This window comes from Arthrobacter sp. Soil736, from assembly GCF_001428005.1.
In the GTDB taxonomy this organism is placed as follows: Bacteria; Actinomycetota; Actinomycetes; order Actinomycetales; family Micrococcaceae; genus Arthrobacter.
Genome location: NZ_LMSB01000045.1, coordinates 20,190 through 44,411, shown reverse-complemented (window position 1 = coordinate 44,411; position 24,222 = coordinate 20,190). Strand labels below are relative to the sequence as shown.

Annotated in this window: 18 protein-coding genes; 5 read left to right on the top strand and 13 right to left on the bottom strand. The window is 68.3% G+C overall.

Annotation, left to right across the window (positions count from 1 at the left end):
- Positions 1–4: 4 nt before the first annotated feature.
- The 3 genes from ASG92_RS21380 to nudC all read right to left on the bottom strand — a co-directional run bounded on the left by ASG92_RS21380 (position 5) and on the right by nudC (position 3,926).
- Positions 5–625 (bottom strand): M48 family metallopeptidase, encoded by a 621-nt coding sequence (locus tag ASG92_RS21380; RefSeq protein WP_056633096.1) that lies wholly within the window; start codon positions 623–625, stop codon positions 5–7.
- Positions 625–2,757 (bottom strand): ATP-dependent DNA helicase UvrD2, encoded by a 2,133-nt coding sequence (locus ASG92_RS21375; RefSeq protein ID WP_056633093.1) that lies wholly within the window; start codon positions 2,755–2,757, stop codon positions 625–627. Before ASG92_RS21375 ends, ASG92_RS21380 begins: the two co-directional genes overlap by 1 nt.
- Positions 2,758–2,873: 116 nt before the next feature.
- The gene (gene nudC, locus ASG92_RS21370) at positions 2,874–3,926 is read right to left on the bottom strand and encodes an NAD(+) diphosphatase (protein ID WP_056633091.1); all 1,053 of its coding nucleotides are present in this window, start codon (positions 3,924–3,926) and stop codon (positions 2,874–2,876) included.
- Between the two features lie 153 nt (positions 3,927–4,079).
- Between nudC and ASG92_RS21365 the strand changes: the two genes are divergently transcribed.
- The gene (locus tag ASG92_RS21365) at positions 4,080–5,465 is read left to right on the top strand and encodes a macrolide 2'-phosphotransferase (protein ID WP_056633089.1); all 1,386 of its coding nucleotides are present in this window, start codon (positions 4,080–4,082) and stop codon (positions 5,463–5,465) included.
- Between the two features lie 98 nt (positions 5,466–5,563).
- Here the strand turns inward: ASG92_RS21365 and ASG92_RS21360 are convergent, their stop codons facing one another.
- From ASG92_RS21360 to ASG92_RS21350, 3 genes are all read right to left on the bottom strand, one after another.
- Positions 5,564–9,073 carry an ATP-dependent DNA helicase gene (locus ASG92_RS21360; protein WP_056633086.1) on the bottom strand — a complete coding sequence of 1,170 codons (3,510 nt, stop codon included), beginning with the start codon at positions 9,071–9,073 and terminating at the stop codon, positions 5,564–5,566.
- A complete protein-coding gene (locus ASG92_RS21355; RefSeq protein ID WP_240987262.1) occupies positions 9,070–12,360 on the bottom strand; it encodes an ATP-dependent DNA helicase in 3,291 nt (1,096 codons plus the stop codon). The genes ASG92_RS21360 and ASG92_RS21355 overlap by 4 nt, the downstream gene beginning before the upstream one ends.
- 98 nt (positions 12,361–12,458) lie before the next feature.
- Complete coding sequence (locus tag ASG92_RS21350; protein ID WP_056633083.1) at positions 12,459–12,875, bottom strand: MGMT family protein; 417 nt, start codon at positions 12,873–12,875, stop codon at positions 12,459–12,461.
- Positions 12,876–12,984: 109 nt separating this feature from the next.
- On the opposite strand from ASG92_RS21350, the gene ASG92_RS21345 reads away from it, so the two are divergent.
- The 4 genes from ASG92_RS21345 (at position 12,985) to ASG92_RS21330 (ending at position 16,700) form a co-directional block, all read left to right on the top strand.
- Positions 12,985–13,695 (top strand): 3'-5' exonuclease, encoded by a 711-nt coding sequence (locus ASG92_RS21345; RefSeq protein ID WP_056633080.1) that lies wholly within the window; start codon positions 12,985–12,987, stop codon positions 13,693–13,695.
- A gap of 310 nt (positions 13,696–14,005) precedes the next feature.
- Positions 14,006–15,076 carry an ATP-binding cassette domain-containing protein gene (locus tag ASG92_RS21340; protein WP_082579650.1) on the top strand — a complete coding sequence of 357 codons (1,071 nt, stop codon included), beginning with the start codon at positions 14,006–14,008 and terminating at the stop codon, positions 15,074–15,076.
- Entirely contained in the window at positions 15,073–15,744 is a 672-nt protein-coding gene (locus ASG92_RS21335) for a methionine ABC transporter permease (protein ID WP_056633077.1), read from the top strand. The genes ASG92_RS21340 and ASG92_RS21335 overlap by 4 nt, the downstream gene beginning before the upstream one ends.
- Positions 15,745–15,857: 113 nt before the next feature.
- Positions 15,858–16,700 carry a MetQ/NlpA family ABC transporter substrate-binding protein gene (locus ASG92_RS21330; RefSeq protein WP_056633074.1) on the top strand — a complete coding sequence of 281 codons (843 nt, stop codon included), beginning with the start codon at positions 15,858–15,860 and terminating at the stop codon, positions 16,698–16,700.
- A 115-nt stretch (positions 16,701–16,815) separates the two neighbouring features.
- Here the strand turns inward: ASG92_RS21330 and hemL are convergent, their stop codons facing one another.
- Genes hemL through hemQ form a run of 7 tightly spaced genes read right to left on the bottom strand, consistent with a single transcriptional unit; the run spans position 16,816 to position 24,172 of the window.
- Positions 16,816–18,147 (bottom strand): glutamate-1-semialdehyde 2,1-aminomutase, encoded by a 1,332-nt coding sequence (gene hemL / locus ASG92_RS21325; protein WP_056633071.1) that lies wholly within the window; start codon positions 18,145–18,147, stop codon positions 16,816–16,818.
- 13 nt (positions 18,148–18,160) lie between these two features.
- Positions 18,161–19,249 carry an LLM class flavin-dependent oxidoreductase gene (locus tag ASG92_RS21320; protein WP_056633068.1) on the bottom strand — a complete coding sequence of 363 codons (1,089 nt, stop codon included), beginning with the start codon at positions 19,247–19,249 and terminating at the stop codon, positions 18,161–18,163.
- The gene (gene hemB, locus ASG92_RS21315) at positions 19,249–20,229 is read right to left on the bottom strand and encodes a porphobilinogen synthase (RefSeq protein ID WP_056633065.1); all 981 of its coding nucleotides are present in this window, start codon (positions 20,227–20,229) and stop codon (positions 19,249–19,251) included. Before hemB ends, ASG92_RS21320 begins: the two co-directional genes overlap by 1 nt.
- 10 nt (positions 20,230–20,239) lie before the next feature.
- Positions 20,240–21,217: a uroporphyrinogen-III synthase gene (locus tag ASG92_RS21310; protein ID WP_056633061.1), complete on the bottom strand. Its 978-nt coding sequence runs from the start codon at positions 21,215–21,217 to the stop codon at positions 20,240–20,242.
- Between the two features lie 20 nt (positions 21,218–21,237).
- Entirely contained in the window at positions 21,238–22,236 is a 999-nt protein-coding gene (gene hemC, locus ASG92_RS21305) for a hydroxymethylbilane synthase (protein WP_056633057.1), read from the bottom strand.
- Positions 22,233–23,474 (bottom strand): ferrochelatase, encoded by a 1,242-nt coding sequence (locus ASG92_RS21300; RefSeq protein WP_056633055.1) that lies wholly within the window; start codon positions 23,472–23,474, stop codon positions 22,233–22,235. The genes hemC and ASG92_RS21300 overlap by 4 nt, the downstream gene beginning before the upstream one ends.
- On the bottom strand, positions 23,471–24,172 hold the full coding sequence (gene hemQ, locus ASG92_RS21295; protein WP_056633053.1) for a hydrogen peroxide-dependent heme synthase: 702 nt from the start codon (positions 24,170–24,172) through the stop codon (positions 23,471–23,473). Before hemQ ends, ASG92_RS21300 begins: the two co-directional genes overlap by 4 nt.
- Positions 24,173–24,222 lie beyond the last annotated feature (50 nt).

The window sequence follows — 24,222 nt, the reverse complement described above, 5'->3', positions numbered from 1 at the left end:
GCGGCTATGGGCCGACGGCGACGGGCAGCCCGGCGTCGTCGGCCTCCCCATGCTGGCTGCTGCCCTCCGCGGGCAGGCCGCGGGCCGTGGCGAACGCCACGCCCTCCAGGAAGGCCTTGGCGCGTGCGGTCTCAGGATAGGCCTCCAGCAGCTTCCAGAAGGCGGCGTTGTGCCCGGCCACCAGCAGGTGTGCCAGTTCATGGAGCAGCACGTAGTCGATAACCCACTGCGGCATGGGACGGAGCTTGTCTGAAAGCCGGATGGAGCCGTCAGCGGGAGTGGCCGAACCCCAACGCGAGTTCTGGTTGCTGACCCAGCGGACCGACGTCGGCCTGGCCCTGCCACCCAGGTACCTTGCCGAGAGGTGGGCGGCATGGCCGGCCAGGGCCGCATCCGATGAGGGACGCCGCCGGCCCGTGCCGTTGGACTGCCTGTCCCCCTGGGACCTGAGCTTCTCCAGCATCCGCCGCACCCATTCGGCTTCCTGACTCCTGCTGAAGTGGGCCGGAATCGCCACGACCGCCGTGCCGTTCTCCCAGAAAGCGGCAACGGTGCGGCGCCGGCGGGCCGACCGGCGCACCACAACGGGGGCGCCGTCGTGCGTCGTCTGCGGCGTGCCGGGCATCAGAGCGTGGTGCTTTCCACCAGGACCGCAAGGACGGCTTCGCCGTACTTCTCCAGTTTGGAGGGGCCGACGCCCGCGAGTCGGGCCAGTTCCTCGAGCGACGCCGGCCGGGCCTCGGCAATCGCCGTGAGGGTTGCATCGGTGAAGACCACAAAGGCCGGAACTTCGGCCGACAGGGCGACTTCCTTGCGCCACTCCCGGAGCGCGTTGAAGGTCTGTTCCTCGTAGGTGGGCGGGCACTGGCTGCAGCGGCCCACCTTCCGTTCGGCGCCGCTGGCCAGCATGCTGCCGCAGACCCGGCAGGACGCTGGCGCGGCTGCCTTCCGCCGGGGCACGGCGCCCTTGCCGCGCACGCTGGAACTGGCCACGGAGTCCGGCCGGAGCCCGTCCAGGAAGCGTGACGGTTTCCGGTTGGCGCGGCCGCCCGGTGTCCGTGCGGTGGACCAGGACAGCGCAAGGTGCTCGCGCGCACGGGTTATGCCGACGTACAGCAGGCGGCGTTCCTCGTCCACGGCCTCCGGAGTGTCGGCGAACGAAATGGGCATGAGGCCTTCGCACAGCCCCACCAGGAACACGGCATCCCACTCCAGGCCTTTCGCGGCGTGCAGGGACGCCAGCGTGACGCCCTGCACCGTGGGCGCGTGCTGGGCCAACGACCGCTCCTGGAGCTCGTTGACGAAGTCCGCGAGGCTGAACTGCGGGCCGCGGCTCAGCGCGAGCTCATCCGCCAAGGCCACCAGGGCGGCAAGGGATTCCCAGCGTTCCCGCAGAGCGCCTCCGCTGTGCGGGGCGGCGTCCGTGTACCCCAGCGACGCAACAATGTCGCGGACGAGCTGGCCCAGCGGCTGCGGCGCGGACTCCGCGACGGCGCGGGTAGCCGCGCGCAGCTGGAGGATGGCGTCGCGCACTTCCTTGCGTGCGAAGAATCGCTCGCCGCCACGCAGCTGGTAGCCGATTCCCGCGGAGGCGAGTGCCTGTTCGTAGGCTTCGGACTGCCCGTTGGTGCGGAACAGGATGGCGATTTCGCTGGCGGGCGTGCCGGCGTCGAGCAGGCCGCGGATCTTGGCGGCGACGGTAGCGGCCTCTGCTTCGTCGTCTGAGCATTCGGTGAACTGCGGCGCCGGTCCGGCGTTCCGCTGGGCAACCAGCTTCAGCGGCGCCGCCCAGGCGGCGTCCGCGGCCGGGCCTCCGCTGCGGCGGGCCGCCAGGAGGTCGTTGGCCAGCTTCACCACCTGGGGCGTCGAACGGTAATCGCGGATCAGCTTGACCACGTTTGCGTTCGGGTACAGCGCCTTGAAGCCGAGCAGATGGCGAGGAGACGCGCCGGTAAACGAATAGATGGTCTGGCTGGCATCGCCCACCACGCACAGTTCATCCCGGCCGCCCAGCCACAGCTCCAGGAGGCGTTGCTGCAGCGGGGACACGTCCTGGTACTCGTCCACGACGAAATGCCGATACTGTTCGCGGACCGTGGCGGCGACCTTCGGGTCCTCCTGAAGGATGCCCACGGTGATCAGCAGGACGTCCTCGAAGTCGATGACGTTCCGGTCGGTCTTGACGTCCTCGTAGGACTGGAAGACCCGGGCTACGGCTGTGAGGTCGAAGCCTCCGGGGTTGCCGCGGTCCCGGGCGTTTTCCAGGTAGTTGGCGGGCGTCAGCATGGACACCTTGGCCCACTCGATCTCCGACGCCAAATCCCTGATGGAGGCCCGGTCCGTGCTCAGCCGGAGCCGGCGCGCGGCCTCGGCGATCATCTGCGCCTTGTGGTCCAGGAGGTTTGGCAGCGTCCCGCCGACAGCCTGCGGCCAGAAGAACTGGAGTTGCCGGAGCGCGGCGGCGTGGAAGGTCCGGGCCTGGACGTTACCCACGCCGAGGTCGCGCAGCCTGCTGCGCATTTCAGCGGCAGCACGTGCCGTGAAGGTCACGGCCAGCAGCCGCTGCGGACTGTAGACCCCGGAATGCACGCCGTACGCGATCCGGTGCGTGATGGCACGGGTCTTGCCGGTTCCGGCCCCCGCGAGCACGCAGAGCGGGCCGGTGAGGGTGCTGGCCACCTCCCGCTGCTCGGCGTCGAGGCCGCCCAGGATGCGGTCCTCCAGGGAGTCGTTGCCTTCAGGAATTTCTGTAGTCACTTCTGCTGCTCAGTCGATGGGATGGATAAAAGTACTCACGCCGGCTGATGTCATTGCGGCTGATGTCACTGCGGCGAGGCCGGCCCGGAGCAATCCTCCGTACGTGTCCGTCCCGGTCATTCGTCGGCGGGCCGGTCCTGGATGACGCCGCCGTACCAGTGTTCGATCAGGGACCGGGCGATGGAGAGCCTGGTGGAAATCACAATCTCGCCGCTCAGCACGGCTTCCTGGAGTTCCTCCCGGCTGAACCACCGGGCACGGGTGACCTCAACGCCGTCGGGCTTTGCCTCGGAATCATCCGTGACGGCGGTGAATCCGAGCATGAGTGATGCCGGGAAGGGCCAGGCCTGGGATCCGAGGTACTGGCAGGCCCTGACCCGCACGCCCACTTCCTCGCGGATTTCACGGACCACTGCCTGCTCGAGCGACTCCCCCGGCTCCACGAAGCCGGCAAGTGTTGAGTAGTTCTTGGCGTCGAGGGGCCCTCCGCCCCCAAGGAGCAGGCGGTCGTCCGGTCCCACCACCGTGACGATGATCGCGGGATCGGTCCGGGGATAGTGCTCGGAGTTGTCGACGGGGCAGCGCCGGACCCATCCCCCGGTCTCCACGGTGGTCGGGGCGCCGCACCGGGGGCAGTGGGTGTGGCTGGCATGCCAGTTGGCGATGGCGCTGGCCTCGACGAAAAGGGCCGTGTGGGTCGGATCGAGCCGGGCGGCAACGTCGCGGAATCCTTCCCACGTGGCGCCCGCGGGGAGTCCTGCGTCGCCGGGATTCACCGGCGCGGGCAGGATGAAGAGCAGGATCTCCGTCCCTGCCGGCAGATCGGCGTTCTCCAGCGCGGAGCCCAGGTAGATGACGAGCGAGGGCCCGGAGTCTGCACTTCGGAGCCGGTCCAGCAGCAGGGCGGCGTCCGTCAGGACAAGGGCGTCGTCGTGAATGAGGGCGAGCCTGCCGGAGAGGACCATAGCCTGCGTGCCGCCGCGCGCCAGCAGGTCTTCGACGACGTTCGGCTTCATCCGCTCAACGGAGCCGCGGTTCACCAGTGCAGGGCGCACCGGCAGGACGGTGTCGAAAAGATGGTTTGCCGCCAAATCACCCTCGGACAGCTGATTTTCGGGCGTCTGGCCCGACTGCTGACTGACCGGCGCAGCGGCCTCCGCATGACTCATGTATCCACCGTACTGACTCGGGGTGACAATTCACATTTCCGCAGGCACCGGACAGCCCGCTTTGGGGCGGCGGAAGGCTCATATTTCGGCTGGATCTCAAGACTCGCCGCGACACATCGTTGTCTTGAACGCGAGTCAATCTACCGTGGAACCGTGAGAAGAGAACCGATCGAATTGGCAGCTGTGGCAACCGCGGCGGTCCCCGGACTGAGCCCGACTGCCGTGAGTTCCGCACCGGATGATCCGGCGGACTTTGATTCGGCTCTCCTGCTCGACTCCGAGGGAAAGCGCTGGCGGGTCCGTTCGCCCCGGCATGCGGAGGCGAGCACGCGGCTGGAGACGGAGTTCCTGGTGCTGCGGGCCTTCGCCCCGGCCATCCGGGCGGAGCTTCCCTTTCTGATGCCGACTGTGGCCGGGACCGTCCGCCAGCAGAATCTGAGCACGTTTGTATACTCCCACCTCAATGGCTCCACGCGCACCGTTGAGGAGCTGACGGCGGGGTCTCAGGAGCTGGCGAAGGAGATCGGAACAGCCCTGGCCGCCATCCATGATCTGCCCCGTGCCCTGGTAAGCAACGCCGATCTGCCGAGCTACACCCCCAACGAGTTCCGCCAGCGCAGGCTGAACGAGCTCGACATGGCCGCGACCACGGGAAAGATTCCGCCCCTGCTTCTCCGCCGCTGGGAGCACGCCATGGAAGACGTGTCACTGTGGCGCTTCAATCCGTGTGTGGTCCACGGCGACCTCCACGAGGACAACCTGCTTGTCGAGGAGGACCGGGTGACGGCCGTCACCGGCTGGACCGACCTGCGAATCGGCGACCCCGCCGACGACCTTGCCTGGCTCGTGGCATCCAACGAGCACGACTTCGTGGACGCCGTGGTGCGCCACTACACCAAACACCGCCGCGACGTCCCCGACAGTCATCTGCTCCGAAGGGCGGCGCTCTCCGCGGAATTCGCACTTGCGCAATATCTGGTGAAGGGAATTGCCGCTGCTGATGCCGAGATGATTTCCGAGGCGGAAGGCATGCTGGCCACGCTGGCGGAGGACATCGCAGAGCACGGCGGGCAGCCCATCAGCGTGGAGCCCCTGCCGTCGCCGGCGGCCGCGGCGGGCTCAGCGGCGCCGGTTTCGACGGCGCCCGGCCCGGTTTCAGTTGCCCCGGTTCCAGCTGCCACGGTTTCAGCTGGTCCGGTTGCGGCCGAGCTGATTGCCGCGCCGCCAGCCACCGACGTCTCCGAGCCGATGCCGGCCGTGCACGTCATGCCCATCCCGGCTGACGAGGACCAGGCCGACGCGCCGGCTGCTCCGGCCGGCGTGGACGTTCCTGACAGCGTGGACGCAGACGGCAGCGCGGACGGCACCGTGGACGAACAGGCCGCCGCGGATGTACCGACAACGGAAGTGCCGGATGCGACGGACGGACCGGGCGCTTCCGTCGCGGACCAGGTCGAGGCTGCGGCGCAGCCCAAGCCGCTTTCCGCCGATGACACCTCCACGGCAGCCATCAGCATCGTGGATGCCAAGGCGCCTTGATCCGAGGCGTTGGGGGGCCCAAGGCTAAGGGCTAAGGGCTAAGGGCCAAGCCGAGCTCGCACCCGGCCGTTGGCGCCCTAAGCTGCGCTTGCCATACCTTAGGTCCGCGGGGCGGCCAGGGCCGCGGCGACAATGCCCTCCAGTTCGTCCCCCGATGCCAGGTCATGAGGGCGAACCACCTGGTTGTCCGCAACGTAATAGAAGGCAGCCCGCACCTCCTCCAGCGGCAGGTCCTTGAGCCGTGCCCAGGCCAGCCGGTAGACGGCCAGCTGCACGCTCTTCGTTTTCAGCTGCCCGGCGGACGGCCGCCTGCCGGTCTTCCAGTCCACAAGATCCCAGCAGCCGTCGGCATCGCGGAACACGGCGTCGATCCGTCCGCGGACCACGACTTCACCGATCCGGGTTTCGACCGGCACCTCGACGTGGGCCGGAGACCGGTGTGCCCAGGGGGACTCCCTGAACGTGGCCACCATGTCTTCCAGTCCGTACGCCTCGTCGATGTGGTTGTCAGATCCGGGGGCTTCGTCGAAGTCCAGCATGCCTGCCGTTCCGAAGTACTCCTCGACCCAGGCGTGGAACGCCGTCCCCTTGCGGGCTGACATCCCCGGCTCGCGCGGGACCGGCCGCCTGAGGCGCTGCAGGACAACCCCGGGATCCTCCCCGAGGTCGACGAGGGTGGATGCGGAAATGTGCCCGGGCAGGTGGACGTCCCGGCTTTGGGCACGGCGGGCGCGGCGTTCCAGGAGCAGGGCGGCCTCCCGCGCCCAGCCAGCGGCATGAGGGTGGAGCGGCGTTCGCGGCCGGCCCGCGGGATCCGGCAGCTCCGGCTGTCCGTCAAAGGCCAGCTCCTGGAGGGCAGCAATTTCGGTCCGCAGCCGGCTCGCGGCGGAGTCCATGGCCGCCCGCCGCCCGGGAACGAGCCGGAGCCTCTTGCCGGTGCGCGGATCAACAGGGCCTTCGAGGGGATCGTACGGCCAGATGGCAACTTCAAGGTCCCGCGTCAGGGGGCTTTCGTCCGGAAGGGACTCCTCGTCCACCGAGCCGGGATGGATATCGGCTCTGGCGTCCTGGGCCGGAAGGGCGCCGGCGGATGTTCCGGTCCCGGCGAGGGGGCCCAGCTCCGCGAGGAACGGCGACATCTCCGCCATTCCGCCGCGGCCGCCGACCCACGCACCGCTGGAAACCCACAGAACGTGCTTGGCCCGCGTGTACGCGACGTAGGCCAGCCGCCGTTCCTCGGCTTCGCCGTGGGCCTGGACGGCGCCCTTGAAGTCCTTTTCAGCGTCCAGCCACCCCTTCTGGTCCGGCTGGTCGATATCCCACTGCGGAAGGTCTGCCCTGTCGCCGCGGAGGGGCCAGGGCAGTGCGGCGGAACCGCTGCTCCACCGGGAATCACGGCTGCTGGGGAAGGCCCCGCTGTTGAGGCCCGGGACAAAGACCACATCCCACTCGAGCCCTTTGGATGCGTGCACGGTCAACAGCTGGACAGCTTCATGGTTGACGTCGGCCGGCGGAACGTCGAGGCCGCCTTCCTCGGCGGCTGCGGCTTCAAGCCATGAGAGGAACGCGAGGACGTCCACGCGGTGGGACGTCTGCAGGAATCCGGCAGCCGCGTCCTGGAACGCATCCAGGTTCCTTCGGGCCTGGTGAATGCTGAACCCGGGCCGGGCGGCAACCTCGATGTCGAGCAGCATGGCCCGCTCCACCTCACCCAGGAGCGTGGTCAGGTCCTCCCCCATTAGTCCGCGCAGCTGCCTGAGTTCCGTGCCCAGCCTGTGCAGCCGTTCCCGGGCGGGGGCCGTCAGCGTGCGCCCGTGTGCCGACGTCCAGCCCTCCTTGGGCAGCCAGTCCAGGGCTTCCACAAGGCTGGACGCGTCGGTCAGGTCACCCTCGATGACGACGTCGGCCGGCGGCTCATCGCTCCCGCCGGCTGCCGCCGCATCGGCCGCGCTCTGTCCGCGGCGGCGCGCAAGAAACGCCGACCAGTCTCGAAATGCCATGAGGTCGGCGGTGCCGATCCGCCAGCGTGCACCGGCGAGCAGCCGCATCAGGGAATCCGACCTGCCGGGGTCAGCAAGGACCCGAAGCGTGGACACCAGATCCACAATTTCAGGCGTGTCCAGCAGGCCGCCGAGACCAACGATTTCGTAGGGAATCCCCTGGGCCTCAAACTCCCGCCTGATGCATTCCATCTGGGCCCGCCGGCGGCACAGCACGGCCATGGCCGGCGGAACGGGTGATGCGGTTGATGATTGTTCGAAATCGGTGACCCGGTATTTCAGCAGGTCCCGTGCGATGGCGGCGGCCTCGTCCTCGTCCGTGGCGAAGCGTCCAAGGATCACCCGGCCCTGAACGGCGGCCGGACTGGGCTGCAGCGGCGGCACCTCGACGGACGCGGCTGACGCCCGTTCTCCGGCGGGACCCGCCTGGGCAGCAGCGGCGCTCAGCGGAGCCGAAATGACGTTGGCCGCCGCCAGGATGTGGCGCCCGTTCCGCCAGGCGGTGGTCAGGTAGGAGGTTGGCGCCGGGCTAAACCTGGCCGGCCCTTCCTCCCCGTCATCCAGCCGGACCGGGAATTCGTTGACAAAGTGGAACAGCTGACCGGCGGACGCGCCGCGGAAGCCGTAGATCGATTGGTTGGGGTCGCCCACCGCCGTGACGGCGTGGCCGTCCCCGAACAGCCTGGAGAAGAGGACCAGCTGCGCATGGGAGGTGTCCTGGAATTCGTCCAGGAGCACCACCTTGTAGCGTTGGCGTTCCATCTCCGCGGCGAGGGGAATCTCGCGGGCCACCCTGGCGGCGAGCGCCACGAGGTCGCCGAAGTCGAGGGCACCCCGGGCCCTTTTGGCCTCGGAGTACCGGCCCACGAGCTCCGCGACACTCGCCCGCGTTCGGAGCATGGCGCCCAGCTCGCCGGCGGCCTGGCTCGGATTCTTCTTTGCCGCTGCCACGTACGGCAGGGCGCCGAATTCGGCCAGCCGCTGCATGAGCCAGTCGTGAACCTCGGCCGGGTCCTGAAGATGCTCTGCGCACTCGCCGGCGAGCTGAATGACGGCCTTGACGAGTGTCGACTTGGCTACCCGGAAATGCGAATAGTCGCCGTCGAACGCCTCAACGACCTCGCTTGCCAGTTGCCAGGCCTGTGCTCCGCCCAGCAGGACGACGTCACGTTCGATGCCAAGCCGGAGCCCGTAGTCGGACACGACGCCGCTGGCAAAGGAGTGGTACGTGGAGACCTTGGGTTCCAGCGCATCGGTGCTGAGCAGGCCGGCCGGAAACACCGTGTTGCCGGCGTCGGCTTCCGAGATCCGCTGCAGCGCGGCCAGCTTGGCCCGGATGCGGCTTGCCAGTTCGCCGGCGGCTTTCCGTGTGAAGGTGACACCGAGGACTTCCTCCGGCTTGACCCAGCCGTTGGCGACCAGCCAGACGACGCGGTCGGCCATGGTGGCGGTCTTGCCCGATCCCGCACCGGCAATAACAAGCCGGGGCGTCAGCGGTGAGGAGATGATGGCCGACTGTTCTGCGGTGGGCAGGTTCTTCTCGCCGAGCAGGACGGACAGCTCTTCGGGGCTGAACCTGGGCGCAGGGACGTCTGCGGGGCGGCTCATTCGGTAACCTGCTTGCCGCGTGCGCACAGGGGGCACACCTCCGGCAGACGGCAGCCGTGACCGCCGAATCCGCTCTTGGAGGGATCGTGCCTGGCTTCGAACTCATGGCCTGACATCACGTTGGCCGCCTCCTTGACCATGTCCAGCGCCCAGTTCTCCCCCGGATCAAGGGGATCCTGGTGCTGGACGCCCGGGCTCTTGGCGGTGGTTCCCAGCTGGGCGAGCACGGCACCGCCGGGCTGGGCGTCCCCGGAAACTCCCGCGGAACCGCTGAAGCCTCCGGCGAGGACCGCGGCCTGGTAGGCGCCAAGCTGCGGATGCCGGCCCAGCTCAGCCTTGCCGGGCTGCCTTTTCCCTGTTTTGAGGTCGACAATCACCAGCCGCCCGCGGGAGTCAATCTCCAGCCGGTCCACCTGGCCGCGCAGGACCGCGGAACGGGGGGCGTCACCGATGGCGCCGTCCGGCAGCGGATCAGCGGCGGGTTCGGACAGCTGTACTTCAAAGTCCTGCTCCACGCCGACGAGGCGCCTGCCCTCGCTGCGCATGACAAGGATGTACTGCGCCAGTTTCCGCACCATGGCTTCGGCCCGCCGGAAATCCAGCTTTCCCTCCCAGTTGTCTTTCATGCCGAGGGACGGCCAGCGCGTGACGAGTTCGGCGAGGTACTCGGCCCCGGAGGCGTCAGGGAGATCCTGGGCGATCGCGTGAACCAGGGTGCCAAGGCTCCTTGCAAAATCTGTGGCCGCCTCACCGCCTGCCGCCTGGATGAACCAGTCCAGGGGCGATTTCTGGACGGACTCCACCTTGGAGGGCGAAACGTAGACAGTTCCTCCCGGAGGCACCACTCTTTCCTCGGAGGACAGCGGGGCCAGCCCCCACCAGGTGTCCGGGTGTGCCCCGGGAACGGGCGGATCCACCGTGGCCAGGCGGGCCAGGACCCGGACAGCCTCGTCCGATTCCGCAGCGGACCGGTCAGCAAGCTGCGCATGCTGGCGCAGTTCGGCCACGAGTGCCCTGAGCGTCAGCGGCCTCTCCACCGGCGTGAATCCCCTTGCGTCCTGGTCCGGCATCAGCGGGGCCACGTAGTCCAGGAACGAGGACGGCTGTTCGTCTTCGGAGGCCACGGCCGTGCAGATCAGCACTTCCTTCGCCCGGGACACGGCGGCCGAGAAACTCCGGAGTTCGTCGTACCGGATCTCCCTGAGCCGGCTGAGCGGACCCCGCTGCAGCGCGTACTCCACCCCGTGTTCCACGGCATCGGCGAAGAGCGTGCTCCCCAGCAGTTCCCCGCGGAGCCGGGTGTTCGGCCAGACGCCCTCCTGGAGTCCGGCAACTATGACGAACGGCCATTCCCGTCCGGCGGCGCTGGCGGGTGTCATGAGCTCGACGGCGTCGTCCATCTGCGCACGGGCCGCGAGCGTGTCCATGGGAAGCTCCTGGTTGAGCAGGTACTCGAGGAACTGGTCCGGCCCGGACCCCGGCATCTGGTCAACGTAGCGCTCGGCGGTATGGAAGAGAGCCATCATGGCGTCGAGGTCACGGTCCGCCCTGGCCCCCACCAGCCCTCCCGACAGTGCGGCGGCAGTCCAGCTTGCGGCTAGGCCGGTCGAGTGCCACAGGGCCCAGAGCACGGTCTCCGCGTTGGCGCCGGCCTCGGCGGTGGCCCTCCGGCCCGCCTGGATCATCCGGGCCACCCGACGCGCTGACCGTCCTTCGATCCCCAGGGAACCGAGAGCTCCGGGCTCGAGAAGTGCTTCCACGAGCAGTGCATCGCTGGAGCGTCCGCCTCCGCCCAGGATCTCTTCGCGCCGCAAGGACTGGCGCAGCCTGCGCAGTTCAAGGGAAGTGGCTCCGCCGATCCGGGACGTCAGCAGCGACACGGCGGATTCCGGCGTGAGGGCGTCCGGATCGAGGACCACGGCGTACGCGTCCAGCAAAGGACGGACGGCCACTTCATCGCGGACAGCCGACTCCGCCACGGGAATCCGCACCGGGATTCCCTGGCCCGACAGGTAGCGTTGCAGCTGGCTCAGCTGGCCGCCGTTCCGGACAATCACCGCCATGTCCGCCAGTTCCCGGCCGTCATTTATCTGGGCTTCAAGGATCCGCTGGGCGACGTACCGCAATTCATGGACAGCCGACGGCAGCAGGTGTGCCTCGACGGTCCCGCCGGAGGCACCGGCGGGGCTGGCGCCGGTGTCCCCGGTGAAGGGCCGGCGGTGGGCGTGTTCGTCGGGAGCGGGTTCAGGGTGATACTGCTCGAGGCGGCGGGCCAGTTGCCCGCCGGCGCGAAGGGAGATCCGGTCCGCAACGCCGAGCCAGGCCTGCGCGACGGCGGGCCGGTGCCGGTGGGCGTACCGCAGCGGCCTCTCCAGCACGTCCCGGCCGTCCTCTCCCAGCAACCGGGGGAGCTCGGCGACGAGGTCCGGACGGGCGCCCCTGAAGCCCTGGACAACCGTATCCGGGGAAGACGCCACGAAGACGTCCTTGCCCGCGGCAACATCGGCCAGCAGTTCAAAGACCGCGGGGTTGGCCTCGTGGATGTCGTCCACAAGTATCAGCTGGAGGCGGTCGCGTTCCGCGGCCAGGAAGTCCGGCGAATCCTGGAAAAGCTGCCGCGCGGCGGTGATGATCCCGGCGGGATCGAAGGCCTCGGGCATGCGCAGATCGAGGACGTCGCGGTATTCGGCGTACAGGGCGGCGGCGGCGGTCCAGTCGGGGCGGCCGCATTCGTGGCCGAGGCCTGCAAGGTCCTCGGCGGTCCGGCCGGATTCGATGATCCGGTCAAAAAGCTGCCGGACTTCCTGCCGGAAGCCGCGCGTGGCCAACGCGGCGTCGAGATCGGCCGGCCACGGCAGCCCCAGGCCGGGCAGGGCGTGACCGTCCAACAGCTCCTTGATGATGAGGTCCTGTTCGGGACCGGAAAGAAGGCGGGGCGCCCGGGGCAGCGGCAGGATTCCTTCGGCCTTGGCGCGCCTGATCAGGTCGAAGGCATAGGACGCCCAGGTGCGGGCCGGCGTGGTGCTCAGGCTCCGGTTCAGCCGTGCCGTGAACCGGTCCCGCAGGGTGTCCGCGGCCAGCCTGCCGGGCGCAAGAATGAGGATCCGTTCGGGATCAACCGAGTGGGCTTCGACCCTGCGGACGGCCGCTTCGATGAGGACGGTCGACTTGCCGGTGCCCGGCGCTCCGGGCACGAGCACCGGGCCTGCTCCGCGCGGGACCTCGACGGCGGCGAATTGGTCCGGGGACAGTACCGGTACGGCATTGTGGACCTGGCGCGGCGGCAGAAGCCGAAGACCGGATCCGGGCGATGCCGGAGCGCCGCCGGATTGATCCTGGCGTCCGGTCGTCGCGGAGAAGGTTTCGGACTGGGTGATTGTTGCGGTCACTCAGACATTCCATCATCCGGCACCGACAATTTACGCAGCGACGCTTCCAGCCTTTCAGCGATGGCGTCCAGGGCTGCGAATTCGCTGTCGGAGGGCGCCCAGCGCGCCGCAGACAGGTCCACCCGCCAGCGGCCGTCGCCCGTCCGTGCGAACCGGAGGAATTCGCCGCGCAGCGGCGTTCCCTCCTGCAGGTAGAACCGCAGGGCTTCCGCTTCCAGTCCCTCCGGCGCCAGCCCGCTGGCCCTGAGCACCCGCCACCACGGGACCGCGCTGCCGTAATGGCTCATGACGGAACCGACCTGCCGCGGACCGCCGGATCCGAGGAGTTCGGCGACGTCCCCGTAGGCCACCGCCGAACCGGAGGGGATAAGCTCAACGACTGCCAGCACCGCCTCCACATACTCCGTCCGCATGGTTCCAGACTATCGGCCAGACGTCCTCACGCCGGACCGGCACGGCGGACTTGCCGACAGGCCCGGGGCGTGCGCCAAAACTGTCGGCGGCACCGGGTAGCGTGGAGCCATGAGCACTTGGAACACCCTCCCCCGGGCCGCCTTCGACCTCGAAACCACGGGACGCAACTCCCGCGCCGCGAGGATCGTCACGGCATCGGTGACCCTGGTGGATGCCACGGGAAATGTCATCCGGGAGCACGAGTGGCTGGCAGACCCGGGCATTGAGATTCCGGCGGAGGCCAGCGACGTCCATGGAATCACCACCGAACATGCGCGAAGCCACGGCAAGCCGGCGCCTGAGGTCACCAGGGAACTCGCGGCCGTGCTGCAGGAGCTTTTCGACGACGGCGTCCCGGTCATCGCGTTCAACGCCAGCTACGACTTCACCGTCCTGGCCGCCGAATCCGCACGCTACCGGGTGCCGCAGTTGAGCAGGTTTCCGGTCCTGGACCCCTACATCATGAACAAGCAGGTGGACCGGTACCGCAAGGGAAAGCGGACCTTGACGGCACTCTGCGAAGAGTACGGCGTGGACCTCGAAAACGCCCACACCTCGGCCGCCGACGCCCTGGCCACCCTGCGCATGCTCGACGCCATGGCGGGCAAGTTCCCCAAGCTGAGGCTGCCGGCCAGCCAACTGCACCAGCTGCAGGTCGACTGGGCCGTCAGCCAGGCCGCCGACTTCCAGCAGTATCTCCGCAAGACCAAACCCGCCGCCGTCATCGAGGGCGATTGGCCCGTGCTGCCCCCGGAAGACGCCAGCAGGGGCGATTTCTAGAGGCCGGTTCCAACAGCGGCAGGAGGCGGTTCGCGGGCGCAAACGCTGCCCCCGCGCAGCTTCCGTAGGACAAAGATCACAGTCCCCGGCCCAAGCCCCAGCAGACTCACGGCCCGGCAGCAATTCAGGAAGCAGCCCGCAGGCCGCCCATCACCGCACCGCAGTTCAGACTGGCCCGTTGATGGTGCGGCGTCAAGCGTCCGACGCCGAACAATCTTCGGAAGTGGAGGCTTATTCCCGGCGCTGACATAATTTAGTTCAGAAGCGCGCTTGTGCTATGCCCTGCCCAAGCCCTACCGCCTGAGGATAAATGATCACAGTTACCGACCTGCGCAAGGTCTACCGTCAGGGGAAAAAGGAAGTGGTGGCCCTCGACGGGGTATCCCTTTCGGTCCCCAAAGGCTCCATCCATGGCATCATCGGCCATTCGGGAGCAGGGAAGTCCACGCTGGTACGGTGCCTGACTCTGCTGGACCGCCCCACGTCCGGTTCGGTCAACATCGACGGCACTGAGCTCAGCTCGGTGCGGGACTCCGAAATCCGTGCGGCACGACGCCGGATCGGCATGGTCTTCCAGCACGCCAACCTGATGGATTCCCGCACGGCGGCAGGCAATGTGGCCCATCCGCTGGAGCTGGTGAAAACCCCCAAGGACCAGATCCGGGCGAGGGTAGCTGAGCTGCTCAAGCTCGTGGGACTTGAGGGCTTCGAGAACGCCTACCCGTCGCAGCTCTCCGGAGGCCAGCGCCAGCGCGTAGGCATCGCCCGCGCCCTGGCGTCCGATCCCGACGTGCTGCTGTGTGACGAACCGACGTCCGCCCTGGACCCGGCCACCACCGATGAAATCCTGGACCTCATCCAGGACCTCACCCGGCGCCTTCAGCTCACGGTGCTCATCATCACCCACGAGATGCACGTGGTTAAGCGCGTCTGCGGCTCGGTGTCACTCCTGGCCAAGGGCCGGGTCGTCGAAGCCGGGGAACTGGCGGATGTGGCGGCCGAACTGGACAGCAAGCTGGCCCGGGCCCTCCTTCCGCTGCCTGCCTCGGAACCGATCAAGGGCGCCCTCCAGGCAGGCCCCGTCCTGGAGATCCTCTTTTCCGGCGAAAGCGCCAAGGAACCTGTCCTCACGAGCGTCGCGCGGCACTTTGACATCGATCTGAATGTCCTCGCAGGAAGCGTGGAAACGCTGGGCGGCCAGCAGTTCGGGCACCTGCGGGTCCAGCTGGCAGAAAACGTCGATTATGACTCCGTTGTGGGGTACCTCCGCGACCGCGGGATCAGCGCGAAAGTGGTGGACGCCGCCGTCGTTCCGTCCGACCCGTCTGACTTCGCGTCCGAAACGCCTGACTTCGCCGCCGAGACGGGAGACCTCAAGTGAACGAAATCTTCAGCAACCCGGTCCTCGCCAAGGCCCTCCCCGAAGCGATCGTTGAAACCCTGCAGATGGTGGGGATCTCGGCGTTCTTCACCGTCCTGGTCGGACTGCCGCTGGGCGTCTTCCTGCACGTCAGTGCCCCGGGCGGACTCCGCCCCATGCCCGTGGTCAACAGGATTGTCAGCGACATCGTGGTCAACATCACGAGGTCCATCCCCTTCGCGATCCTGATGGTGGCCCTGATCCCCCTGGCCCGGCTCCTGGTGGGCACGAGCCTCGGCCCGGTGGCAGCCTCGGTCTCGCTTTCCATCGGAACCATTCCGTTTTTCGCCCGCCTCGTTGAGGCGTGCCTCCGCGATGTCCACCACGGCAAGATCGATGCCGCCCAGGTCATGGGCTCCACGAGGATGCAGGTGATCAACAAGGTCATGCTGCCTGAATCCCTGCCGGCCCTGGTGGCCGCCGCAACCACCACCGTGGTGACCCTCGTGGGCTACAGCGCGATGGCCGGCCTCGTCGGCGGCGGCGGGCTGGGAAAACTGGCCTACAACTATGGCTTCCAGCGCTTCGACGTCACCGTCATGATCGTCACGATCGTGCTGATCATCGTCCTGGTCCAGGTCATCCAGCTCACGGGCGAGTGGATCTCCCGGAGCCTCGACCACCGCTGATTCTGCGTCACCACTCCAAGACTTCACGCAGCGAGTAGCCGCTCACTGCATCTGAACCGGATCCCCCCGGCCACGCCGTCGGGATCCAGGCTATTTCGAAAGGAACGCACCCGATGCGTAAATCACTCACCCTCCTCGCCACCGGCATTGTCACTGCCCTGGCACTGACCGCGTGCGGCGGTTCGCCCGCGCCCAGCGCCGAGACCCAGACCCTGGACCCGGCCAAGCCCGCAACGCTCAGCGTCGGCGCCAGCCCGGTCCCGCAGGCCAAGATCCTCGAATTCATCAACCAGGACCTCGCTCCGAAGGCCGGCCTGAAGCTGGACATCAAGGAGATCGAGGACTACCAGACGCCCAACACCGCCCTGAGCGACGGCTCGCTGGACACCAACTACTACCAGCACCAGCCGTGGTTCGATGATCAGGTCAAGACCAAGGGCTACGACTTCGGTCACGGCGCCGGCGTGCACATCGAGCCTTACGCAGCCTTCTCCGAGAAGGTCAAGGACATCAAGGAGATCAAGGACGGCGCCAAGGTTGCCATCACCAACGATCCCTCCAACCAGGTCCGGGCGCTCCGGGTCCTGGAAAAGGCCGGCCTGGTCAAGGACATCAAGGACGACACCTCCGTGATCGCACTGACCGACGCGCAGAACCCCAAGAAGCTCAAGTTCTCGGAGAACCAGCCTGAGCTGCTGATCAACGACCTGAAGGATCCCTCCGTGGACCTGGCGCTGATCAACGGAAACTTCATCCTCAAGGCCGGCCTCAGCACCGACAACGCACTGGCAGTGGAGTCCACGGACAACAACCCGTACGCCAACTTCCTGGCATGGCGCACGGAGTCGAAGGACGACGTCCGCATCAAGAAGCTTGAGGAACTCCTCCACTCCCCCGAGGTCAAGGCCTTCATTGAGAAGGAATGGCCCAACGGAGACGTGACTCCCGCCTTCTAGGCCGGGCAGCGCAACAGCCATTAAACAACTCTGGCACCCGCCGCGGCGGGTGCCAGAGTTGTTTAATGCGAGTCGCTTCGTGCCCCGCGGGAAAGGACTGAAGAACGACGGCGGGTCAGGCCTTCGCGGCGGCGGCAGCCTCCGCCGCGGCGGGCAGCGCGTCGAAGATCCGGTTCATGGCGGCGTCGTCGTGTGCGGCGGACAGGAACCAGGCCTCGAAGACGGACGGCGGGAGGTACACGCCGGAGTCCAGCATGGAGTGGAAGAACGGCGCGTAACGGAAAACGTCCTGCTTCTGCGCGTCGCTGTAATTGTGGACGCCCCGCTCCGACGTGCCGAACGCCAACGAGAACAGGTTTCCGGCGCGCTGGATCGAGTGGTCGACGCCGGCCGCGTCCAGGGCGGCGGAAAGGGCCGACGACAGCTCGAGTGAGCGCGCGTCCACGAACGCGTAGACGTCCCGCGTGGCGTGCGTGAGGGTAGCCACGCCGGCGGCCATGGCCACCGGGTTCCCGGACAGCGTGCCCGCCTGGTAGACGGGCCCGATGGGCGCCAGGTAGTCCATGACGTCGGCGCGGCCGCCGAGGGCCGCCGCCGGCATGCCCCCGCCAATCACTTTGCCGAACGTGAGCAGGTCCGGGGTCCACTTCTCGGCCGCATCCGCTGCCCCGCCCGTGAGCCCCCAGTAGCCGGAGTACCCGGTGCGGAACCCCGTGAGGACCTCATCGATGATCAGCAGCGCGCCGTGGGCGGCCGTGATCCGGGAAAGACCCGCGTTGAATCCTTCGCCGGGGGTGACGACGCCCATGTTGGCCGGCGCCGCCTCGGTGATCACGGCGGCGATGTTGGGCCCGTGCTCGGCGAAGGCTGCTTCGACGGCGTCGAGGTCGTTATAGGGAAGCACGAGCGTTTCGGCGGCGGTGGCGGCCGTGACCCCGGTCGAACCGGGCAGGGCCAGGGTGGCCACGCCTGAGCCGGCCGACGCGAGCAGCCCGTCGAGGTGGCCGTGGTAGCAGCCGGCGAACTTGATCACCAGGTTGCGGCCGGTGAAGCCCCTGGCCAGCCGGATCGCCGTCATGGTGGCCTCCGTGCCGGTGGACACCATGCGCAGCCGCTCGACGGCGGACACCCGTTCCTTGACGATCGCCGCCAGGTTCGCTTCATCGGGTGTCGAGGCGCCGAAGGACAGGCCGCGGTCAACGGCCGCGTGCACGGCTTCGAGGACGGCCGGGTGGGCGTGGCCGAGCAGCGCCGGGCCCCAGGAGCAGACGAGGTCCACGTATTCCTTGCCGTCGGCGTCGGTCAGATACGGGCCCTTGGCCGAAACCATGAACCGGGGCGTGCCGCCCACCGATCCGAAGGCGCGGACCGGGGAATTGACGCCGCCTGGCATGAGCTGGCGGGCGCGGTCAAAGAGTTCCTCGTTGCGAGGCGTGCTGGAGGTCATGGTTCCTATTCTTTCAGTCGGCGGGCCGCAGCCCGGACAGCAGCTCGGCCACCCTGGGTGCCACCACGGTGCCGAACAGTTCGATGCAGCGCATCATGGAGCTGTGGGGAAGGGTCCCGTTGCTGTATTTGAGGTCGAAGCGGTCAACGCCCAGGTTCCGTTTGAGCAGGGCGATCTTTTGCGCCACCGTCTCTGGTGAGCCAACGTACAGGGCGCCCTCCGGCCCGCACATGGCGTCGAATTCCCCCCGGTTGCCGGGACCCCAGCCGCGCTCGGCCCCGATCCGGTTCCGCTGGGCAAGCCAGTGCGGGAAGAGTTCTTCCCGGGCCGCCTCGTCAGTGTCGGCGATGTACCCCGGCGAATGGGTGGCGATCTGCTGCAGGGGATGGCCGTACTTGGCCATCGCCTCGCGGTACAGGTTGACCAGCGGTGCAAACGAGCGGGGCTGGCCGCCGATGATGGCAAAGATGACCGGATAGCCGTACTCCGCGCAGCGCAGCACGGACTCCGGGGTGCCGCCCACGCCGATCCAGGCCGGCAGCAGGTGGTGCTCCAGGGGCGGGAAGACGCTCAGTCCGCTCAGGGGCGGCCGCGTGCGGCCCTCCCAGTGGACGGGCTTCTGCGCGCGCACCTTGTCGAAGAGCTCGAGCTTTTCCTCGAACAGGACCTCGTAGTCCGCCAGGTCCAGTCCGAACAGCGGAAATGATTCAATGAACGAGCCACGGCCCAGCATGACTTCCGCCCGGCCGCCGGAGAGCGCATCCAGGGTGGAGAACCGCTGGAAGACCCGGACCGGATCGTCCGAGCTCAGGACGGTGACCGCGGAGCCGAGCCTGATCCGGGAGGTCCGCGTTGCGGCGCCGGCAAGGAACACCTCAGGCGCCGACACGGAAAAGTCGCGACGGTGGTGCTCCCCCACGCCGAAGGCATGGAGCCCGACGGCGTCGGCCAGGACGGCCTGGTTCAGCATCTCGCGCAGCACCTGCGCATGCGGCTTCGGCTCACCGTCGCTGTCGACGCCTACGTCACCAAACGTGTTCAGGCCCAGGAGAATCTCGTCGGGTCCCACCGGGGCGGTGGGAGACGCGGCGGACTCCGGCATCAGGACTCCTTGAGCCAGCCGGCGAGTTCACTCGCCCAGTACGTGAGGACCATGTTCGCTCCGGCGCGGCGGATACCAAGGACCGATTCGGTGATGGCTGCGCGGCGGTCGATCCAGCCGTTGGCCGCAGCCGCCTCGATCATGGCGTACTCACCGGAGATCTGGTAGGCGGCCACCGGCACGGGGCTCATGTCGGCGACGTCGGCCAGGATGTCGAGGTAGCTCATGGCAGGCTTGACCATCACCATGTCCGCCCCTTCGGCAAGGTCCAGCTCCACCTCCTGGATGGCTTCCCGCCGGTTGGCGGCATCCATCTGATAGGTCCGGCGGTCCCCCTTCAGCTGGGAATCGACGGCCTCACGGAACGGACCGTAGAACGCGGAGGCGTATTTGGCGGCGTAGGCAATGACGGCGGTGTTCACGTGGCCGGCGTCCTCGAGTGCGTCGCGGATAGCGCCGATCTGGCCGTCCATCATCCCGGAGGGACCCAGCGCGTGCGCGCCGGCGTCGGCCTGCGCCACCGCCATCCTGGCGTAGATGTCCAAGGTGGCGTCGTTGTCCACGTAGCCGTCGGCGTCCAGGACGCCGCAGTGGCCGTGGTCGGTGAACTCGTCCAGGCAGACGTCGCTCATCACCACAAGGTCGTCGCCGACCTCGGCCCGGACGTCGCGGATGGCCTTGTTCAGCACGCCGTCCGGATCCAGGGATGCCGTTCCCGTGGCGTCCCTGACCGCAGGAATGCCGAACAGCATGATGCCGCCGACACCGAGCTCCACGGCTTCCGCGGCGGCACGCTTGAGAGTCTCCGTCGTGTGTTGAACCACGCCCGGCATGGAGGCGATCGGATTTGGTTCCGACAAGCCTTCCCGGATGAAGGCGGGCAGAATCAGCTCTGCGGGCGCGAGCCTGGTCTCCGCCGTAAGCCGGCGCATGGCGGGGGTGGTGCGGAGCCGCCGTGGGCGGTGCTGCGGAAAACTCATGTCCTGTCCTTCACTGGGTGCCTGGTGCTGATGAATGGATGTCCGGCGACCGGATACCGGCCGGGGCTCGGGTACCGGCCGGGGCTCGGCCGGTTTCGGGGTGCAGTGCGCGGATGATTGCCGCCACGAGGCCTTCCGGGGTTGATTCGCGGGCCGTGGCCGCAACGGTCAGGCCCCGGGCTTCCGCCTCGGCGGCGGTTGCCTTTCCGATGGCCACGACCCGGCAGGCCCCGAGGGGTGCAAGTTCGGCGAAAATGCGGCGGGCAGCGCTCGGTGAAGCGGCGACGACGGCGGCCACCTCGCCGGCCGCCACGGCGCCTTTGGCGGCGCCGGGCGTGAGCACCGGCAGGGCGCCGTTCGCGGTCCCGGCGCCGGCGTCCACGGCGGAGGCGAGGCGGCGGTCCCGCGCGGCCGGATAATCCACCGTGTGATAGGCCACCACCGTCCGGACCCGGGCACCTTTCGCCTCGAGCCCCTGCGCCAGGGCAGGCGCCGCAATGTCAGCCTGCGGCAGCAGCACCTCTTCTGGTCCCCCGGGCCACTCGGCCGCCAGCCCGGCGGCTGAGTGCTCCTGCCCGGGTACAAAATGCACTGTGATCCCGGCGGACTGCAGGGCGCGCCGGGTCGCCGGCCCCACTGCGGCCACGCGGGTTGACTGCGGAATCCACTCGCACAAGGCCACAGCCCGCTCGGCGGCTTTCTCTGTCAGGGCCAGGACGGTCGTGGCGCTGCTGACCACGAGCCAGCCGAAATGTCCTGCACCGAGCGCGTCGAAGGCGTCGTCGAGGGCGCCCTGGTCACTGGCACGTTCGACGTCGGTGAGCGGCAGCAGGAGCGGCTCGGCCCCGGCCAGCCGGAGTTCCGCTGCGAGGGCTTCCGCGCGGTCCGGGCTCCGCGTGATGAGGATGCGGGCGCCCTCGAGCGGGCGCCGCGCGTCCGGGCGACCGGCGGGGTTGCCCTCCGGACCCTGCCGGTTCCTCTGTCCCATAAGCCGCTGGCCGCCGACGGTCAGGACGCGGTCAGGTCAGCGATATCCGCAGCCCCCGCGGCCAGGAGAGCCTCGGCCAGTTCGATGCCCAGCAGCGTCGCGCCCACTTCGGTCAGGCCGTCGGTGGCCCGCTTGTCACGCACGGACGCAGTGCCGTCCTCGGCGCACACAACGGCTTCCAGGTAGAGCATGCTGCCCTTCCGGTAGGCGTACGCACCGACGGGAGCGGCGCAGCCGGCTTCGAGCCGCGCCAGCAGCGCACGTTCTGCGGTGACGGCGAGCCGGGTGTCGTGATCGTCCAATGCTGCCAGTGCCTGCGCGAGCACGCCCTGCGAACCCTCAGTGGAGCCGGCCCTGCGCGGGGCGTCCGCCGTGCGGCATTCAATGGCCAGCGATCCCTGGCCCGCGGCCGGAAGCATGATGTCCGTCTCCAGGTACTCGGTGACGGTGTCCAGCCGGCTGATGCGCTCGAGACCCGCGGCAGCCAGCACCACGGCATCAAGGTCGCACGATTTTCCGTCCACCACGGCCTCGGTCGCGTTGCCCGGAAGCCCGGGAACACGGCCGAGCCTGGTGTCCACGTTGCCGCGGATGTCCACGATGTCCAGGTCGGGACGCACGGCGCGGAGCTGCGCCGCCCTGCGCGGCGAGCCTGTGCCCACCCGCGCGCCCCTCGGAAGATCAGCCAGCTTGAATCCGTCGCGGGCGCAGAGCACGTCGCGGACATCCACGCGGCGCGGAGTTGCGGCGAGAGTCAGCCCTAGGGCGGAGCCCGTGGGCAGGTCCTTGAGCGAGTGCACTGCAACATCGCACTCGTTGCGGAGCAGCGCGTCACGGAGCGCCGCGACGAAGACGCCGGTGCCGCCCATCTGGGACAGCGATCCGGTGAGGACGTCGCCGTCGGTCCTGATGTGCACGAGTTCCACTGGGAAACCGCCGACGGCGGCCAGCCGGTCGGCTGTCTGCTGCGTCTGGGTCAGTGCGAGCTTGCTCGCGCGGGTTCCGATCCGGACAGTCATCGGGCGTCCTCTCCCCCGGCGGCGTAGGGGTCGTGACCGGTGCCCACCGTGGTGTCGGCTCCAGCAATGGTGGGCTTTTCCCCCCGGAAATTGGCGCAGCAGCCCGGACGGCACACGTCGTACCAGGGGCCCAGGGCAGTGGCCGCCGGACGGTCGGGGATGTTGTTTGCGACCGTGCGTTCGCAGATCAGGTCCACGAGCCCTTCGACGAAGCGGCGGTGCGTTCCGGGCGTCGGCACGCGGGTTGCGGCCAGGCCCAGTTCGCGGCAGGTCTCCAAGGCTTCGGTGTCAAGATCCCAGACGACCTCCATGTGGTCGCTGACGAATCCGAGGGGCACAATCACGATGCCCTTGATGCCCTGCTCGGACAGGTCCCCGATCGCGTCATTGATATCAGGTTCAAGCCAGGGCACATGCGGCGCTCCGGACCGTGACTGGTACACGAGGGACCAGGGGGCCGCGTGCCCGGATTCGGCTTCCACCCGCCGCATGACCTCCGCGCCGGTGGCCAGGTGCTGGGCCACGTAGGCGGAGTCCTCGGCGAACTCGCGGGGCTCTTCGGCGGACCGTCCGGCGGCCTCGGCGTCGCGCGTGGGTATGGAGTGCGTGGCGAACAGAACGTGCACGGGCGCTTCCGGGTGTCCGGCGGCAGCCAGCTGTGCACGGACCTCGGCGATGCCCGCGGCGGTGCCTTCGATGAAGGGCTCCACGAAGCCGGGGTGGTCGAAGTACTGGCGGACCTTGTCTACTTCCAGCCGGCCGTCCAATCCGGTTTCAGTCAGCGCCATGCCGATGTCTTCCCGGTACTGGCGGCAGCTGGAGTAGCAGGAGTAGGCGCTCGTGGTGACCATGAGCAGCTTGCGGTGCCCGGCGTCGTAAGCGTCCTGGAGGGTCTGCGGGATGTACGGATCCCAGTTGCGGTTGCCCCACAGCACCGGCATACCGATGCCCCGCGCAGCGAGCTCGGCCTCAAGGGCCACCTTGAGCTCCCGGTTCTGCTGGTTGATCGGGCTGATGCCGCCGTTGGCGCGGTAATGGTGCGAAACCTCTTCAAGCCGCTCGTCGGGGATGCCGCGGCCGCGGGTGACGTTGCGGAGGAACGGGATCACGTCTTCCTGGCCTTCGGGGCCGCCGAATGAGGCGAGCAGCACGGCGTCGTATTCCTTGGGCGCCATCTTGCCGGCCTCGGTCACGGGGTTCACCGCCACCGCAGAGTCCTGGGGATTCAGCGGACTCATGCCAGGACCTCGGCGATCTCCCCGGCGGTGATCCGGCGGCCCGTGTAGAACGGAATCTCCTCGCGGACGTGGTTGCGGGCCTCGGTCGAGCGCAGGTGGCGCATCAGGTCGACCAGGTCAACGAGTTCAGGGGCCTCGAGGCCGAGGATCCACTCCCAGTCGCCTAGCGCGAACGAGGAAACCGTGTTGGAAATGACCTGGGGGAAGTCGCGGCCCAGCATGCCGTGGTCGCGCAGCATCTGGCCGCGCTCGTCCTCCGGCAGGAGGTACCACTCGTAGGACCGGACGAACGGGTACACGCAAAGCCATTCCGCCGGTTCGACGCCGCGCGAAAAGGCCGGAGTGTGGTTCTTGGCGAACTCCGCTTCACGGTGGACGCCCATGGCCGACCACACCAGCTCGGTCCCGGCGAAGAGCTTGCTGCGGCGAATGTCGCGGATGGCTTGCTGCAGCGCCTCGGGCTTGGGGCCGTGAAGCCAGACCATGACGTCGGCGTCGGCCCGCATGGCGGAGACGTCGTAGCTTCCGCGGTGGGTCACCCCGCCCTCGGCCAGGCGCGCAATCAGGGCGTCGAAATCCTCGGCAGCATCGGCGCTGCGGAGAACCTCGGCGGAGCGCTTGAACACGGTCCAGAGGGTGAAGAACTGCTCGGCTGATTCTTCGGTTTTGGTGACAGATTCGGCAGGAGTGTGGCTCATGAATACCAGTCTGCCCCTTCCGTGCGCCCAAGTCGAAAAACCCCACTTCT